Genomic DNA, 16,583 nt, shown 5'->3' with positions numbered 1-16,583 from the left:
TCACTACCGGCATCCTGGCAGCGCAGATGGAATGCGCGGGCAGCAGGAGCGGTGATCACCGCTCCTGCTGCATGCTGCCGCGCCACGCCTCCAGGAACTGGCGGCGCTTGAGGCCGTCCAGGTAGACCAGCAGGCCCGGGCCGAGCTGGATCGGGCGGTAGCTGCGTTCCGGCGACGCGCCACGGCGCTGGCCCGCGGCCGGCAGGATCGGCATCAGCCGCGCCTCGCGGGAGAGCACCTGCTGCCCGCGCGGTGACAGCAGATAGTCGAGGAAGCGGCGGGCTTCTTCCGGATGCCGGCCACCGCGCGGAATCACCGCGGTGCGCAGCATCACCAGCGTGTAGTCCTCCGGTTCGATGATGCCCAGCGGCGCGCCCGCATCGATGCGGGCCTGCGCATAGGAGCCGAGCACGTTGTAGACCAGCGAGAGCTGGCCGCTGCTGACCCTGTCGAGCAGCACCCCGGTGCGCTCCTCCAGCTGCACCCGGTTGTCGCCCAGCGCCCCGAGCAGGGCGCCGGCCATGCTGCCGCGTTGGCCGTCCTGGGTCGCCAGCAGATAGCCGACGCTGCTGCGCTGCGCGTCATAGGTCCCCACCCGGCCGAGCAGCGGCGCATCCGGCGCGCGCAGCAGGTCCAGCAGCTGCCGGCGCGTATGCGGCACCCGGGCCGCCGGCAGCGTGCGGGTGTTGTAGACCATCGCCACCGGCTCGTAGCTGATCCCGAACGCTTCGTGCCGCCACTGTGCCCAGCCGGGCAGCGCGTCGGTCTGCGCCGAGCGGTGCGCCAGCGCATGGCCGTCGTTGACCAGTTTGGTCTGCAGGTCCATGCCGCTGCTGATCAGCATGTCCGGCGCGGACGGGCCACTGCGGTCGCGCAGGTAGCGCGCATACATTTCCTGCGCGATCACATCTTCGTAGACGATCTCGGTGCCGGGGTGCAGCCGCTGGTAATCGGCGATCACCGTGGCGAAGACTTCGATGTCGGTCGAGCCGTGGATGCGCAGCTGCGCGGTGGGCGCGCCCTGCGCCGGGAAGCGCTGCACATCGCCCGGATCAGCGAAGACCGTGGTGGTGAACAGCAACATCAACAGGCCATGCCAGCGTTTCATGCGTGCCTCCTCGGCAGCCGGATGGTGGCGACCAGCCCGCCACCGACACGGTTGGCCAGATCGATGTGGCCGCCGTGACTGTCGACCACGCGCTTGACGATCGCCAGGCCCAGTCCGGCGCCGCCGGCCGCCGCGCCTTCGCCACGCGCGAAGCGCTCGAACACGCGTTCGGCGTCGGCCGGTGCGATGCCCGGGCCGTGGTCGGCGATGGTCAGCACGCAGTGGCTGTCATCGGTGGTCAGCGCCAGCTGCAGTACACCGTCGCCGCCGTATTTGAGCGCATTGTCCATCAGGTTCTTGATCGCTTCGCGCAGCAGCAGTGCATCCCCGTTGACCCACGCCGGATCGCTGGTCACCGCCAGCTGCACGAGAGGTGCGGGCAATGCCTGCGGCAAGGCCTCGTGCAGGGCCTGGTGCACGATCTCGGCCAGGTCGACCAAGGCGAAACGCTGCAGGTTGGCGCGATGGATCACGCTGGCATCGCTGAGCAGCTGGTTGAGCAGGCGGCTCATGTGGGTGGCATTGCGCTCGATCGCCTGCAGGCTGCGCCGCATGTCTTCCGGATCTTCGTCGTCCAGCGCCAGCTGTGCCTGCGCACGCAGTGCCGCCAAGGGGGTGCGCATCTGGTGCGCGGCCTCGGCCATGAAGGCACGCAGGGTTTCATTGCTGCTCGAAAGCCGGCCCATGAAGTGGTTGAGCGCGCCGACCATCTGGTCCATCTCCTGCGGCGTGGCGGCATCCAGTGGCCGCAGGTCGGACGGCTCGCGCCTGGACAGCTCGCGTTCGACCCGCACCAGCGGCCGCAGCGCGCGGTGCACGCCGAGCGCGACCAGCGCCAGCGACAACAGCGAGAGCACCACGATCGCGACCAGCGCGCGGGTCACCATGTCCTGCGCCAGCGCCTCGCGCGCCCGTCGCGTCTGCCCCACCTGCACGCGCACTTCGGCCTGTGCGGACGGTGAGGAGACCCGGCGCGACACCACCACGAAACGCACGGTCTCCCCGCTGTAGGGCGCATCGAACAACTGAGGGCGATCGGTCGGCGCGCGCGGCGGCGCGGGCAGATCGCCGTAGCCGGTCACGGTCTGGTTGCGCGCATCGGAGACGCGGTAGAACACGCGGTCCTCCGGCGCCATCGCCAGCAGGTCCAGCGAGGCGTACGGCAGATCGACCTGCCACTGCCCATCCACCAGCGCCACCGAATCAATGATCGACAGTGCCGAGGACACCAGCAGGTGATCGTAGGAACGGTTGGCGGCGCGCTGGCCGTAGTCGCGCGCACCGAAGAACAACGCCACGGCGAACAGCGCCATCAGGCCACCCAGGTACAGCCACAGCGTGCGCCGGACCGAGGTCGGCGCGCGGGCCTCAGTCGCCATCGGCGCCGCCATCGGGCGTGGCGTCATGTGCTTCAAGCAGGTAGCCGCTGCCACGCACAGTGACGATCCGCAGCGGCGCGTCGGCCAGCTTGCGGCGCAGGCGGCCGACATAGAGCTCGATCGCGTTGGGACCGGCCTCGTCATCGAAGCCGAACAGGCCATTGCCGATCTCGTCCTTGCCGACCACCTGCCCCAGCCGCCCCATCAGGATTTCCAGCAGGCGGTACTCACGGTTGGGCAGCTCGATCGGCTGGCCACCCAGGCTGACCCGGTGCGCGGCGTTGTCGAACTGGAACCCACCGATCTGCACCACCTCGCTGGCCTGGCCCCGGGTGCGCCGCAGCAGCACGCGGCAGCGCGCTTCGAATTCGCGGAAATCGAATGGTTTTCCCAGGTAATCGTCCGCGCCGACATCCAGCGCCTGCACGCGGTCCTCGATCCCGTCGCGCGCGGTCAGCATCAGCACCGGGGTGCTGTCACCGCGTTCGCGCATGCCGGCCAGCACGCGCAGCCCATCCAGTTTGGGCAGGCCGATATCGAGCACGACCAGATCAAAGCTCTGATAGCGCAGCACGCTCGCCGCGGCCAGCCCGTCGCTCTGCCAGTCCACGGCGTGGCCGCTGCGGCGCATGCGACGGACGATCGCGTCGGCCAGGTCCGGGTTGTCTTCCACCAGCAGGATGCGCATCGGTCGGGATCGGGGAAAGGTGCGGGAATGCTAGCGCGTGCAGCCACCTCCGTGCGCTTCGCTGCGGCGCAACAATGGCTGACAGGTGGATGACAGCATCCCGGCACTAGGCTGCGCCATCGCGTCACCCCCGAACATCCGGTACCTGGGAGGGTCCATGGAACTGAACGCCTTGCGCTGGTGCATGCCTGCCGCCTGCACCCTGTTGTTGGCCACGCCGGCCTGGGCCGCCGCCGACCGCGATGAGGACCGCCCGGTCACGGCCAGCCTCGGCGGCCGCCTGCACCTGGACTTCGCCGATTTCCACAACGACAGCCGCGGCATTCCGAACAAGGACGACACCGAGATCCGCCGCGCGTGGCTTGACGTGTCCGGCAAGTTCTTTGCCGTCGACTACAAGCTGGAAGCGGATTTCTCCGGCGACCGTGTCGAAGCCAAGGATGTCTTCGTCAGCCGCAGCTTCGGCGAGGCCGGCAAGCTGACCGTGGGCCAGTTCAAGCAGTTCTTCTCGCTGGATGACCGCACCAGTTCCAACTACGGCACCTTCCTGGAGCGCGGCAATGCCGGCACCACGCTGGCGCCGCTGTATCGCCTCGGCGCCTCCTGGCAGGCCGCACGTGGCGACATGACCTGGGCTGCCAGCGCCTACAGCCTGGAAAGCATCGATGCGTGGCAGGTCAAGGGCCGTGCCGCCGGTGGCCGCGCGACCTGGGCACCCGGCGCCACCGCCGGCGACGTACTGCACCTGGGCCTGTCACTGGCGCATGAGCGCTACGACAACCCGGGCGCCGATGGCGTGCCCGGGCTGAAGATCCGCCCGCGCCCGGCCGGTCACCTCTCCGACAACAGCCGCCTGACCCTGGTGGACTTCTCGGCCGGCCGCGATACCGACGTCAACAAGTGGTCGCTGGAGTACGCGCAGGTGCGCGGCCCGCTCTCGTGGCAGGGCGAATTCAGCGGCGCTACCTTCGACGACGGCAGCCAGCGCGGCAAGGTGCTGGCCGGCTACGGCCTGGTCAGCTGGTTCGTCACCGGGGAATCGCGCGTGTACGACCGCAAGACCGGGCGCTTCGGCCGGGTCAAGGATTTCCAGCACAGGGCCGGTGCGTTCGAGCTGGCGCTGCGCTATGACCAGATGCGCGGCGACCAGCACCTGATCGGCCAGCCCGATCTGCGCGATGGCCAGACCGAGGCGTGGACGCTGGGCGGCAACTGGTACATGCGCCCGAACCTGCGCTTCATGCTCAACCTGATCGAAAGCCGCAACAGCGACCGCCTGGCCGACGCCACCGTGGATCGCACCCGCGCGGTGACCGGCCGCCTGCAGTACGCCTTCTGATCCCCTCTTTCCGCCCCGTTGCTTCTGGAGAATGCAGATGATGCTGAGCATCCTCGGCTTTGGCATGGTCATTACATTCATGTACTTGATCATGAGCAAGCGGCTCTCGCCGCTGGTCGCCCTCATCACCATTCCGATCCTGTTCGCGCTGATCGGCGGCTTCGCGGCCGGCATCGACGACATGATGCTGGAAGGCATCAAGAAGATCGCACCGACCGGCGTGATGCTGATGTTCGCCATCCTGTACTTCGGGGTGATGATCGATGCGGGACTGTTCGATCCGCTGGTGCGGATCATCCTGCGCTTCGTCAAGGGCGACCCGATGAAGATCGTGCTCGGCACCGCCATCCTGGCGATGCTGATCTCGCTCGACGGCGACGGTTCGACCACCTACATGATCACCGTGTCGGCGATGCTGCCGTTGTATCAGCGGCTGGGCATGAACGCGTTGAACATGACCTGCGTGACCATCCTCGCCGGCGGCGTGATGAACCTGACCCCGTGGGGCGGCCCGACCGCCCGCGCCGCCACGGCACTGCATGTGGACCCGGCCGACGTGTTCGTGCCGCTGATCCCCTCGATGGTGATCGCCTGTGCCGGCGTGCTGGTGCTGGCCTGGTACCTCGGCATGAAGGAGCGCCGTCGCCTGGGCGTGGTGACCCTGCCGCAGGGCGGCAGCTGGATGGACAACAGCGTCTCCGATGACGGCAACACGCTGCCGACCGTGGAAGATGCCGAGGACACCAAGCGTCCGAAGCTGCTGTGGGTGAACCTTGGCCTGACCATCGCGCTGATGACCGCACTGATCCTGGGCGTGCTGCCGATGCCGGTGCTGTTCATGGTCGGCTTCGCGATCGCCCTGGTGATCAACTACCCGAACCTGGCCGAGCAGCGCCGCCGCGTGGTCAACCATGCCGGCAACGTGCTGTCGGTGGTGTCGCTGATCTTCGCGGCCGGCATCTTCACCGGCATCCTCAACAACACCGGCATGGTGGAGGCGATGTCGCACAGCTTCCTGGCGATCATCCCGGACAGCTGGGGCCCGTACCTGGCGGTGATCACCGCCCTGGCCTCGATGCCGTTCACCTTCTTCATGTCCAACGATGCCTTCTACTTCGGCGTGCTGCCGATCCTGTCCGAGGCGGCCGGCAACTACGGCATCACCCCGGTGGAAATGGCGCGCGCCTCGCTGGCCGGCCAGCCGGTGCATCTACTCAGCCCGCTGGTGCCCTCGACCTATCTGCTGGTCGGCCTGGCCAAGGTGGAATTCGCCGACCACCAGAAGTTCACCCTGAAGTGGGCCATCGCCATCTCGCTGTTGCTGATGTTCGGTGGGCTGCTGTTCGGCCTGTACCCGCTTGCGTCCTGATCCGTCTCCCAAGGAGCGTTCCGCCATGACTCTTCGCATCGCCTACGTCACCAGCGCCATGGGCAGTGTCGGCACTGCCATCTGCCAGAAGCTGGCCCGCAACGGCCATACCGTGGTCGCCGGCTGCGCCCCGAATTCGCCGCGCAAGGCCGCCTGGCTGCGCGAGCAGCGCGAGCTCGGCTTTGATTTCATCGCATCGGAAGGCAATGCCGCGGACTGGTCCTCGACGGTGGCCGCCTTCGCCAAGGTGAAGGCCGAGGTCGGCGAGATCGACGTGCTGGTCAACAACGCCGGCGGCAGCCGCGATGTGTTGTTCCGGCAGATGAGTCCTGACGACTGGAACGCGGTGATGGGCTCGAATCTGCATGCGCTGTTCAACATCACCAAGCAGGTGATCGATGGGATGAGCACGCGCGGCTGGGGCCGGATCGTGAACATCGGTTCGGTCAGTGCGCACAAGGGCCAGATCGGCCAGGTGAACTTCGCGACGGCGAAGGCGGCGATGCATGGGTTCAGCCGGGCGTTGGCCAATGAGGTGGCGACGCGGGGCGTGACGGTCAATACGATTTCGCCGGGGTATATCGCGAGTCAGTCGATCAGCAGTTTTCCGCCGGATGTGCTGGATCGCCTGGCGGGGTCGGTGCCGATCCGTCGTCTGGGCAAGCCGGAGGAGGTGGCGAGTCTGTGTGCGTGGTTGGCGTCGGACGATGCGGCGTATGTGACGGGTGCGGATTATGCGGTGAATGGTGGTCTGCACATGTTCTGATGTTTTTGCGCATCCCGTTTGATGCGTGACCTCCCCCACGGGGTGAGCCGCGATGCTGGTTGGCGTCGCGGCTTTTTTTTTGCTTTTTTAGCGCAACAGCAACGGCGCCACCAGGTCAAAGGCTGGTGGGCAGGCTCGCGTCGCGCTGGGTAGCCACGGGTGGGTCGGCGGGACCCGCTGCAAGTACGTCCATGTAAGCTCATGTGTTGCCGTCCATGGCAACACATGGTCCCGCCAACCCACCCGTGCCCACCCTTTGACAGGGGACTGGTGCGCAACGAAAGAGCAGGCTCTTGGTGACGCCGTTGCTTTGGCTTGCTTTGGCGTGCTTGTTTGCCGGTTGGCTTCGCTTGCTTTGACTTGCCTGCTTGCCTCGCCTGCTCTGGCGTGCCTTGCCTGCTTCGCCAGGCTCGCTTGGCGTGCGTGGCTTGCTCGGCTTAGAGCGTTCAGCCCAGCAGGGATCCGCTCCGCTCGGCACCGGCTCTTCATTTTCATGGCCACCAGCCAACTGTCAGAGGCGTGGGGTGTGTGGGTTGGCGGGACCGTTGTGCCGCATGGATGCGGCTCACGAGCCCCCATGGATGGGTTTACGGCGCGTCCCGCGAACCCACACACCCCGCGCCTGGCCCGGCCATCTGAGAGGCGTTGCGCCCACCGACCACCGGTCGGTGGCTACCCTGCCCTTGCAGGCGAAGCTCAGAACTCCGCAGCGACCGTCATGAACAGCTGGCGCGGCGCGCTGGCGTGGATCGCGTAGCGGGTGCCGGTCGGATCGGTCGGGGCGAACGAACTGAGCTGGCCGGCGTAGCGCTTGTTGGTCAGGTTGGTCGCGTTGAGCGACACCTTGATGTCGCGCAGGCCCATGCCCGGCCCGAACGAATACCCCATGCCCGCATCGAACGTCGTCACGCCCGGCACCGACTGGTCGTTGGTGTAGGTGTAGTAACGCTTGCCCGTGTACTTCGCGCGCAGGCTGGCGAAGAAGCCATCGCGGTTCCAGCTGATCTCACTGGAGGCCATGCGCTCGGGCGTGTCCACCGTGATCTTGCCGGCCACCGGCACGATCGCACCGCCCGAGGTGTAGTTGTCCTCGTAGGTGGTCTTGTTCCAGGAGAGCGCGTTGTACCACTGCAGGCCATCGATCGGCTTGAGGATGAAGGTCAGCTCCGCACCACGGCTCTTCACCGAACCCACGTTGATGAAGCGCGTGATGCACTCCGGGCGCGTGCCCACTTCGATGCTGGTGCACGGATTGAGCGAGAGCAGGCGGTTGTCGAACACCACGTGGTAGGCCGCGATCGAGGCCTGGTACTTCTCGCCGAAGGTGCGGAAGCCGGCCTCCAGCGTCTTCGACTTCTCCGGCTCCAGCCCGGCGCTGGCCGCGAAGGATTCCGGCGAGACCTGCAGCGGGCCACCGCTGCCGCCGCCGACGAAGGCAGCGATGTTCTCCGAGTACGAGGCGAACACTTCCTGGTTCGGGCTCAGCTTGAAGCCGATACCGGCCTGCGGCAGCACCGATTCCTTGGCGGTCAGCGTGCCCGAGGCGTAACTGGCTTCGGTACCCGGCTTGGCGTTGGCGGTCATGCGGGTGTTCGGGCTCTTGATGCCCACGTCCACGGTCAGGCGGTCGTCCAGGAAGCGCATGCGGTCCTGCACGTAGAACTGGCGCGTGCGGATGTCGAAGTCCTGATCGAACAGGCGGCGATCGGGATGGTTGAGGTAGCCGTCATCCAGGAACGGACCGGTGATGTAGTAGAAGTTGCGCTCGACATTGTGGTCGTTGCGCTCGTACCACAGGCCGGCTTCCAGCGAATGGATGCCCCACTGCCAGCTCAGCGCGGCGGTGATGCCCTGGCGGTTGATGGTGTAGTTGGTGCTGCGGATCGAGATCGGCAGCATCTCCGGGGTGCCGGGATTGGACGGCTGGCCCGGTGCCCACCAGTGGCCCTGGCCACGGTTCTCGTGGTGGTAGCCGAGCAGCTTCAGGCGGGCGTTGTCGCCCAGCGCGAGGTCGGCATCCAGCGAGTAGAGGTTGTCGTCGCGCAGTGCGCGGCTCTGGTAGTACGCATCGTCGATGCTGTTGACGCCACCGGTGAACGCGCACTTCTGCGCGTTGTAGGTGCCCGGTGCACAGTAGGCGGCGGCGACCGCGCGGTCCCAGTCCGGCGCGTAGATGTTCCAGTCCCAGCCCAGGCCACGCGCGAGCATGCTCTTGGAGAGATAGGCGTAGTTGGCCTGGCTCACGCGCGAGGTGGCGGCAAAGGCACCGAAACGATTGTCGCCGACGTTCCAGACCGCCTTGGCATTGAACTGGCGGGTGGTCTGGTTCTGGTTCGGCTCGGCCCACATGTCCGAATCCTGGTGCACGCCGGAGACATACGCCGAGAAGCCGTTGAGGTCGCCGGTGTCCACCCGCAGGTAACCGCGGCGCTGGTTGTCATCGCCGACGGTGACGCTGGCCTTGCCGCCGAACTCGGTGGACGGGTCCTGCGAGAAGTACTGGATGGTGCCGCCGAGGTTGCTGGTGGACGCCACGCCCAGTGAGCCGATGCCCTGCGACAGTTCGGCGCCGGCCAGGTTCTCGGCGATCAACGCGCGGGCGATGCTCAGGCCGTTGTAGTTGCCGTAGCTGTTGTCGCCCAGCGGGATGCCGTCCAGCGTATAGCCCAGGCGGCTCTTGTCGAAGCCGCGCAGGCTGATCGTCTGCGATTCTTCATTGGCGCCGAAGGCATCGTTGGACTGCACGGAGACGCCCGGCAGGCGATCAAGAATCTTCTGGCCACTGGTACCCGGCGGCAGCACCTCCTTGTCCACTGCCGTGATGCGCTGCACCTGGCGGGTCTCGCCTTGGCCGATCACCGAAACGGTATCGAGTGTCTGCGCGCTGAGCGCGACATTGGCAGCGGCGGTGGCGTCTACATCGGCGGCGTGGGCGTTGGCGGCGCACAGCGCGAGCGCCACCGCGATCGTCAGGGGTCGGGTAAGCATGGTCGTCCGTTACATGGGGGAAGATGACCTGCGCAATGCAGGTGCATGACCAGCATGCGAGCGGAACATGAAAGGATGTTGACGGTAAGAGTGATCGCAGATGAATTGCGATGCAGTGCTCACGAACGCACTGGGCGCACGTGGAAGGCGCGCGAGCTTGCCGGCCAGCGGCCGGCACTACTCGGGGGCGAGCTGATCCATGCGGATGCGGTTGGCGAACAGCGAGAACGCCAGCATGCCGGCCAACCCATTCGCGCGGCTGACCCAGTGCGGCAGCCAGCGTGGTGGCCGCAGGATGCCCTCTTCGAACAGGGGCGCGAAAGCGATCGCATCGGTCAGCGACATCTTGCCGGCGAACAGCCAGCGGCAGACCTGCAGGCGGTCTTCGGCCAGCATGTGCCGGAAGAAAGTATGCACCGAGACCAGCCCGCGCAGATACACGGTGTCCTTGGTGAAGGCGGCGCCGCCGCTCGGGGGGACACCGCGGAACACGCGCTGGGCGGAGGCGAAGCTCTCTTCGTTGTTCTGCCCGGCATCGCAGAAATAGCGGAACACCTCGATGAAATCGGCACCCTCGCGTGCCATCGCGATGGCTTCGGTGCGCAGGCTGATGCGCTTGAGGCGCTCGATGTCGATGCTGCCGGTGATCTGCTCGGCGAACGTCGCCAGCCCTTCCTGGGTCGCGGTGACCCGCGGCGACGACAGCGCCAGGCTGGGCAGGTGGGGCTGTTCGCGGCCGTTGAGTGCGGTCAGTGAGTGGACCAGCGCCTCGTGGTGGAACAGCTGCGCGCGATCGTAGGCGCTGAAGCGGGCGCTGGTGCGCAGGCGGATCCGGTTGGGACCGGCGGCGGCCTTGGAGATCAGCTCCGGATCCAGCTGCACGGTGATGATGCGCGACTCGAAGAAGGCGTCCAGATCGCTCTGCAACTGCAGCTGCAGGGCCGTGGCCGAGACCGGCACCTGTTCTTCGGGCGCGAGCAGTTCGTGGTCCAGCTCCTGCGCGATCTGGATGAAGTGGCGGGCCGCATCGCGGGTGCTGGGGCCGTTGCCGGGCAGCGGCTGCTCGGGCGCGCCGAACAGCTCCACCGAGTAACGGTCCACTTCGGCGGTTCCGAGCGATTCGAGCAGCCCGGCCGCCTGGTCCCAGCTGTGCGCCGAGCGCTGCACATACAGGCCGATGGGATGGTCGGGATCGCATTGGGCGCTGATCGCGGCCAGCCGATGGCGGGTATCGGCGAAATCGAGCCGGGGGTAGTCGACCTGCGGCAGGACCGGCTGGCCCCGGGCGACGCTGGCCAGGAACGGCGCCTGCAACGCGGCCGGCCAACTGGTCAGCCCCAGCAGTTTGATCCCGCCCACCGCCTCGACCAGTTGGGCATCGAGCGCGGTGTGGTGGGCAACGTCACGATCCACGGTCATTGGCGTGTCCATGGACGGACAGTAGCAAAAGCTATCGCCGGCCGCCCTTCCCGCCCGGGCGCCACTGGGCGCCCTTGCCGACGTGCTTGCGCTCGATGGCCTGCTGCGCCTGGCGCACGGCCAGCTTGGCGGCGGCGGCGGCGACTTCTTCCTTCAGCTTGAAGTAGTTGAGCAGGCGCTCTTCATCCAGCGTGCCGTCGTCGATGGCCGCGCGGATCGCACAGCCCGGCTCACGCTGGTGCGCGCAGTCGCGGAAACGGCATTGCGCCGACAGCGCTTCCACGTCGGAGAAACCGCCTTCGCTCAGGGCCTCTTCACCGGTCGGCTTCAGCTCGCGCATGCCGGGGGTGTCGATCAGGCAGGCGCCGGCCGGCAGCGGAATCAAGGCACGATGGGTGGTGGTGTGGCGGCCGCGCGAGTCGTTGACGCGCACATCCGCGGTCTTCATGCGCTCGTGGCCGAGCAGCGTATTGGTCAGGGTCGACTTGCCGGCACCGGACGAACCGACCAGCACCACGGTCTGGCCGGCGGCGAGCCACGGCAGCAGGGCCGAGGCGCTGGCCGGGTCCTTGCCGTTGATCGCCAGCAGCGGAATGTTCTGCGCCGCCAGTTCTTCCAGCACATCCAGGGCGTCCTGGCTGTATTCGGTCTGGTCGGCCTTGGTCAGCACCACCACCGGCTGTGCACCGCCCCCGCCGACCAGCAGCAGGTAGCGCTCGATCCGGCGCGGGTTGAAGTCGGCATCCAGGCCACAGACGATGAACACCGTATCGATGTTGGCCGCGATCACCTGCTGGTGGTAATGCTCGCCGGCGGCGCCACGCTTGATGGCGGTGCGTCGCGGCAGCAGGGCGACGATCTTGATGCCGTCCAGCAGCACCCAGTCGCCGACCGCCGCGCGCTCGTGGCTGGGGAAGCGCGGCCGCTGCCACTCCGGCGGGGATTCGGTCTTGATCGCCGCTTCCGGCGCATCGGAGACGATGTACCCGGTGCGATGCTGCTCGATCACCCGGCCGGGGCGCGCCTGCGGGAACTGTTCGAACAGGGCCTGCCAGGCCGGCAGCTCCGGGCCGCCCGGCCAGGGCCAGCCAATGGTCTGCAGGGCAAGGTAATCAGTGGGTTCGCTCATCGTGCCCATTCTAAAGGGTGTGGCGACCGGCCGTCGCCGCACAGGCCGACGCCGGTCCGCACCCGCGGAAATCCTTTCATCTGCAACTGCCTTGCAGGGCCGGGCATTTGGCCGGAAACGCTTGCCCTGCAACGCAACAATTCCGCTACCATGCGGTTTCCATGCCTGAATGACGGCCCGTTCATGTCCACGCCCCCGCTGAAGCCGCTCGCCACCCGCGAGCGCCTGTCCGAAGTCCGCTACGAGATCCGGGGCGAACTGGCGCGACGAGCGCGGGAGCTGGAGGCCCAGGGCCGCAAGCTGATCAAGCTCAACATCGGCAACCCGGGCAACTTCGGGTTCCGTGCGCCGGAGCACCTGCAGCGCGCGATCGCCGACGACATGGGCCGCACCGATCCGTATACCCACCAGCAGGGCCTGCCGGAGGCGCGCGAAGCCATCGCCGCCGCCTACGCCCGGCGCGGCGCACCCGATGCGCACCCGGACCGGGTATTCATCGGCAATGGCGTGAGCGAGCTGATCGACCTGTCGCTGCGCGCCCTGCTCAACCCGGGCGACGAAGTGCTGGTGCCCTCACCCGACTATCCGTTGTGGTCGGCCGCGACCATCCTCAACGATGGTCGCCCGGTGTATTACCGCTGCGCGCCGGAGAACGGCTTCCAGCCCGACCCGGTCGAGATCGAGGCCCTGGTCTCCTCGCGCACCCGCGCGATCGTGCTGATCAACCCGAACAATCCCAGCGGCGCCAGCTACTCGCGCGAGCTGCTGGAGCGCATCGTCGCCATCGCAGCCAAGCACAACCTGCTGCTGATGGTGGATGAGATCTACGACCAGATCCTCTACGACGACGCGCAGTTCCATGCCGTCGCGCCGCTGGCCGGCGACCATCCGTGCATTACCTTCAGCGGCCTGAGCAAGGTGCATCGCGCCTGCGGCTGGCGCGTGGGCTGGGCGATGCTGTCCGGCGCGGGCGAGCGGCTGGGCGAGTTCCGCGCGGCGATGGACCTGCTCAGCGCGCTGCGCCTGTGCGCCAACGTGCCGGGCCAGTACGCCATCGATGCCGCCGTGAACGGGCCGGACACCATCTCGCCGCTGTGCGCACCGGGTGGCCGCCTGTACGAAACCCGCCGCGCGGTGATCGAGGCCTGCAACGCCAGCGAGCATCTGTCGCTGGTGGCACCGGCAGGCGCGCTGTACGCGTTCCCGGCGGTGGTCGGGGCCGCTGCCCGCAGCTTCGATGACCATGATTTCGCGCTGGAGCTGATGAATGAGGAAGGCGTGCTGGTGGTGCCGGGCTCGAGCTTCAACGTGCCTTACCGCCACCACTTCCGCGTCACCCTGCTGCCCGAGCCGGACGTGATGCGCGATGTGTTCGGCCGCATCGACCGTGCCCTGGCACGCCGCGCCGAAGCCAATACCAAGGTGGTCCCGATCAAGCCGCGCAGCGCGGTCGCCTGATGGGCCTGCCGTATCTGGCCCTGGGCGATTCCTACACGATCGGTGAAGGCGTTGACCCCGCCGGGCGCTGGCCGATGCAGCTGGCCGCGGCCCTGCGCGATATCGGCGTGGCGCTGGACGATCCAACGATCATCGCCACCACCGGCTGGACCACCGATGAGCTCGAGGCCGGCATCGATGCGGACCCACCACAGGGTCCGTTCGACCTGGTGAGCCTGCTGATCGGGGTCAACGATCAATACCGTGGGCGCAGCGTGGCGGAGTACCGCCCGCGCTTCACCGCCCTGCTGCAGCGCGCGCTCGCCTTCGCCGGCGACCGTGCACCGCGCGTGCTGGTGCTGTCGATCCCGGATTGGGGCGTGACCCCGTACGCCGAGGCGTCCGGTCGCGACCGCGGGCAGATCGGTCATGAGCTGGCTGCCTACAACGCTGCCGCCGCGGCGATCTGTGCCGAGCATGACGTGGCCTTCGTCGACATCACCGACCTGAGCCGCCAATGGGGCGGCGAGACCGTCATGCTGGCCGAGGATGGCCTGCATCCGTCCGCCGCGATGTACACGCTGTGGCACCAGCGCGCGTTCGAAGTGACGCGCGTGCTGTGGGCGGAGCCGACCCGCTGAGCGAGGCCACGCTGCCGCTGGCCAGGGAGCAGGCCCGCCGGATCGCCACGGCGTTCCTGCCGGCGCAGCGGCTCGGCAACCGTCGCGACTATTACTACAGCCGCGGCAAACTCGGCAGCGATCCGCTGTATCCCGGCGTGCTCGCCGCGCTGGACGAGGCGCCCGCCCTCCCTTTGCTGGATATCGGCTGCGGCCTGGGCCTGCTGGCCCACGTGCTGCGCCAGCACGGCAGCGCACTGGCGTACCACGGGCTGGACATCGACGCCGACAAGATCGTGCGGGCCGAGCGCGCCAGCACGCGCGCCGGGTTGTCGCAGGCCACGTTCACCTGCGTGGATGTCAGTGCCACCCTGCCCGCCCACCATGGCAACGTCGCCCTGCTCGACGTGCTGCAGTACCTGCCCGCAGCCGCACAGACGCAGTTGCTGAACGCCGCCGCCACGCGCGTGGCCCCCGGCGCGCGGCTGGTGATTCGAACCACGCTCGCCGACCACAGCGGCCGCGACCGCACCACGCGGATCACCGACATGCTTGCGCACCTGGTCGGCTGGATGGGCACGCGCCCCTGTCACTACCCGGACGCCGCGAGCCTGCGCGCGCCACTGGACGCCGCCGGGCTGCACCTGCGGATGACGCCGCTGTACGGCAACACGCCCTTCAACAACTGGCTGATCGTCGGCGTGCGCCCCACGGCCGCCTAGCCACCACGACTCGCGCCGCCGGCCGCACGCGCGCATACTCGCGCCCCCCTTCCGGCAAGGAGCCCCCATGACCCGACAGACCCGACATTCCGCGCTGGGCATCGCCGCGCTGATCGTCAGCGCCTGCGGCCTGGTGATGTTGCTGCTGAGCATGCATTACGCGCATGCGCCCGAACACGCGGCCATGCGCGAGCTGCCGTGGTCGCTGGCCGCGCTGCTCGGCAGCAGTGTTGGCTTGGCGATCCTGGCCCTGCTGCTCGGCCTGGGCAGCGTGCTGCAGCCGCGCCGGCGCCGCCTGTTCGGGATCATCGCGCTGCTGGTGACGCTGGGCGTGCTGATCGCGCAGCTGTCGCTCGGCGGCTGGATCCGCGACCAATGGCATGCCTCGCATCCGCCGTCGGACGCTGCGGCCGCGCAGCCCCTCGCCCCCTGATTCCTCCGTTTCACCGCATCGACAAGGAGCCCTGATGCACACCCCTCATTCCGGCATGGGTATTGCCGCATTCATCACCGCCCTGTGCGGCGCCGTGCTGATGCTGGGCCTGATCGTCATCGCCGGCATCATCGAGACCACCACGCCGGGCGGCATGGAGGAGACCTCGATGTCGGCGATCCTGGTCGGGCTTGGCCTGATGTGTACCGCCCTGATGCAGCTGGTGGCCTTCGGCCTGGGCGTTGCCGGCGCATTGCAGACGGGCCGCCGCCGCGTGTTCGCGATCCTCGGCCTGGTGATCTCGGTCGGCAGCATGCTCGGGGTCGTCCTGCTGATGATCATCGGTTCCCTGAGCTGAGCCCGGCCTGCGCCGGCCGACGGCCGGGCGTCAGTCCGGCAGACCCGCGTGCAGCCCACGCGCCTGCACCGCCTGCAGTACCGCTTCGATGATGGCGAGGTTGTGGCCATGCGCCGCGCCCTCATGCAGCAGCACGATGCTACCTGGCGCCAGGTCACGCGTGATCCGCTCGACCACCTGCTCGGGTCTGCACTCCACCCCGTCGAAGCCACGCGCGCTCCAGCCGACCCGGGTCAGCTGCCACTGCTTCAACGCGGGGGCCACGAACGGGTTGGTCATCCCGACCACCGAGCGGTACCAGCGTGGCGGGGTACCCGCGATCGCGGTGAGGGCCTGCTGGCACTGTGTGATCTCGGCCGCCATCGCCTGCCGCCCGAGCCGCCAGAAGCGGGTCTGCGGGTGGCTGTGGCTGTGGTTGCCCAGGCTGTGCCCGCGGGCCAGCATCGCCTGCACCAGCTCCGGCCGCGCCTGCGCGCGTTCACCGACCAGGAAAAAGGTCGCCTTGGCCTCGTAGCGGTCCAGCAGGTCGAGCACCGCCGGGGTCTCGGCCGAGGGGCCGTCATCGATGGTCAGCCAGACCTTGCGGGCATCGCCGGGCAGGCGGCTGAGCACCGGGGCATAGAAGCGGCTGTTGGGCAGGAATACCGGCACCATGAACAGGGCGTGGGTCGCCACCATCAACGGCAGGCCGTAGCGCCAGCCCCAACCGACCCAGACCAGCACCACCAGCAGCTGCGACAGCACCAGCCACGGCAGCCAGCGCCAGGGGCGCCGGGGAATGCGATACAACGTTTCCGGTACGGTCATGCCCCATGATGCCATGCCGCG

15 protein-coding genes are annotated in these 16,583 nt (G+C 67.9%); 8 read left to right on the top strand and 7 right to left on the bottom strand.

The window, feature by feature from the left end:
• Positions 1 to 55 precede the first annotated feature (55 nt).
• Genes HH110_RS02950 through HH110_RS02940 form a run of 3 tightly spaced genes read right to left on the bottom strand, consistent with a single transcriptional unit; the run spans position 56 to position 3,175 of the window.
• Positions 56 to 1,108, bottom strand: coding sequence for an ABC transporter substrate-binding protein (locus HH110_RS02950; protein ID WP_176988248.1), 1,053 nt, complete (start codon positions 1,106 to 1,108; stop codon positions 56 to 58).
• Entirely contained in the window at positions 1,105 to 2,487 is a 1,383-nt protein-coding gene (locus HH110_RS02945) for a sensor histidine kinase (RefSeq protein ID WP_176988247.1), read from the bottom strand. Before HH110_RS02945 ends, HH110_RS02950 begins: the two co-directional genes overlap by 4 nt.
• The gene (locus tag HH110_RS02940) at positions 2,477 to 3,175 is read right to left on the bottom strand and encodes a response regulator transcription factor (RefSeq protein ID WP_176988246.1); all 699 of its coding nucleotides are present in this window, start codon (positions 3,173 to 3,175) and stop codon (positions 2,477 to 2,479) included. The genes HH110_RS02945 and HH110_RS02940 overlap by 11 nt, the downstream gene beginning before the upstream one ends.
• Before the next feature lie 157 nt (positions 3,176 to 3,332).
• Here HH110_RS02940 and HH110_RS02935 point away from each other — a divergent pair, with 157 nt between their 5' ends.
• From HH110_RS02935 to phbB, 3 genes are read left to right on the top strand one after another with little or no spacing between them, the layout of a single operon-like run.
• Complete coding sequence (locus tag HH110_RS02935) at positions 3,333 to 4,514, top strand: OprO/OprP family phosphate-selective porin (protein WP_176988245.1); 1,182 nt, start codon at positions 3,333 to 3,335, stop codon at positions 4,512 to 4,514.
• Positions 4,515 to 4,554: 40 nt separating this feature from the next.
• Positions 4,555 to 5,883 carry a CitMHS family transporter gene (locus HH110_RS02930; protein ID WP_176988487.1) on the top strand — a complete coding sequence of 443 codons (1,329 nt, stop codon included), beginning with the start codon at positions 4,555 to 4,557 and terminating at the stop codon, positions 5,881 to 5,883.
• Positions 5,884 to 5,908: 25 nt separating this feature from the next.
• Entirely contained in the window at positions 5,909 to 6,649 is a 741-nt protein-coding gene (gene phbB, locus HH110_RS02925; protein ID WP_088432597.1) for an acetoacetyl-CoA reductase, read from the top strand.
• Positions 6,650 to 7,345: 696 nt separating this feature from the next.
• On the opposite strand, the gene HH110_RS02920 is transcribed toward phbB, so the two are convergent.
• The 3 genes from HH110_RS02920 to rsgA all read right to left on the bottom strand — a co-directional run bounded on the left by HH110_RS02920 (position 7,346) and on the right by rsgA (position 12,194).
• Positions 7,346 to 9,637 (bottom strand): TonB-dependent receptor, encoded by a 2,292-nt coding sequence (locus tag HH110_RS02920; RefSeq protein ID WP_176988244.1) that lies wholly within the window; start codon positions 9,635 to 9,637, stop codon positions 7,346 to 7,348.
• A gap of 177 nt (positions 9,638 to 9,814) precedes the next feature.
• Positions 9,815 to 11,068: a flavohemoglobin expression-modulating QEGLA motif protein gene (locus HH110_RS02915; RefSeq protein ID WP_176988243.1), complete on the bottom strand. Its 1,254-nt coding sequence runs from the start codon at positions 11,066 to 11,068 to the stop codon at positions 9,815 to 9,817.
• A 19-nt stretch (positions 11,069 to 11,087) separates the two neighbouring features.
• The gene (gene rsgA / locus HH110_RS02910; RefSeq protein WP_176988242.1) at positions 11,088 to 12,194 is read right to left on the bottom strand and encodes a ribosome small subunit-dependent GTPase A; all 1,107 of its coding nucleotides are present in this window, start codon (positions 12,192 to 12,194) and stop codon (positions 11,088 to 11,090) included.
• Positions 12,195 to 12,368: 174 nt separating this feature from the next.
• Between rsgA and HH110_RS02905 the strand changes: the two genes are divergently transcribed.
• The 5 genes from HH110_RS02905 (at position 12,369) to HH110_RS02885 (ending at position 15,755) form a co-directional block, all read left to right on the top strand.
• Positions 12,369 to 13,643: a pyridoxal phosphate-dependent aminotransferase gene (locus HH110_RS02905; protein ID WP_176988241.1), complete on the top strand. Its 1,275-nt coding sequence runs from the start codon at positions 12,369 to 12,371 to the stop codon at positions 13,641 to 13,643.
• Positions 13,643 to 14,263 carry a GDSL-type esterase/lipase family protein gene (locus HH110_RS02900; RefSeq protein ID WP_241696372.1) on the top strand — a complete coding sequence of 207 codons (621 nt, stop codon included), beginning with the start codon at positions 13,643 to 13,645 and terminating at the stop codon, positions 14,261 to 14,263. The genes HH110_RS02905 and HH110_RS02900 overlap by 1 nt, the downstream gene beginning before the upstream one ends.
• Positions 14,264 to 14,280: 17 nt before the next feature.
• Positions 14,281 to 14,964 carry a class I SAM-dependent methyltransferase gene (locus tag HH110_RS02895; RefSeq protein ID WP_342589210.1) on the top strand — a complete coding sequence of 228 codons (684 nt, stop codon included), beginning with the start codon at positions 14,281 to 14,283 and terminating at the stop codon, positions 14,962 to 14,964.
• A gap of 67 nt (positions 14,965 to 15,031) precedes the next feature.
• Positions 15,032 to 15,397: a hypothetical protein gene (locus tag HH110_RS02890; protein ID WP_176988239.1), complete on the top strand. Its 366-nt coding sequence runs from the start codon at positions 15,032 to 15,034 to the stop codon at positions 15,395 to 15,397.
• A gap of 34 nt (positions 15,398 to 15,431) precedes the next feature.
• Complete coding sequence (locus tag HH110_RS02885) at positions 15,432 to 15,755, top strand: hypothetical protein (RefSeq protein ID WP_176988238.1); 324 nt, start codon at positions 15,432 to 15,434, stop codon at positions 15,753 to 15,755.
• 30 nt (positions 15,756 to 15,785) lie between these two features.
• Here the strand turns inward: HH110_RS02885 and HH110_RS02880 are convergent, their stop codons facing one another.
• On the bottom strand, positions 15,786 to 16,562 hold the full coding sequence (locus HH110_RS02880) for a polysaccharide deacetylase family protein (RefSeq protein WP_176988237.1): 777 nt from the start codon (positions 16,560 to 16,562) through the stop codon (positions 15,786 to 15,788).
• Positions 16,563 to 16,583: the final 21 nt, after the last annotated feature.

This window comes from Stenotrophomonas sp. SAM-B (assembly GCF_013387485.1).
Classification (GTDB): Bacteria; Pseudomonadota; Gammaproteobacteria; order Xanthomonadales; family Xanthomonadaceae; genus Stenotrophomonas; species Stenotrophomonas maltophilia_AA.
Note: the sequence above shows the minus strand (reverse complement) of the source record. Positions and strands in the feature narration are given on the sequence as shown.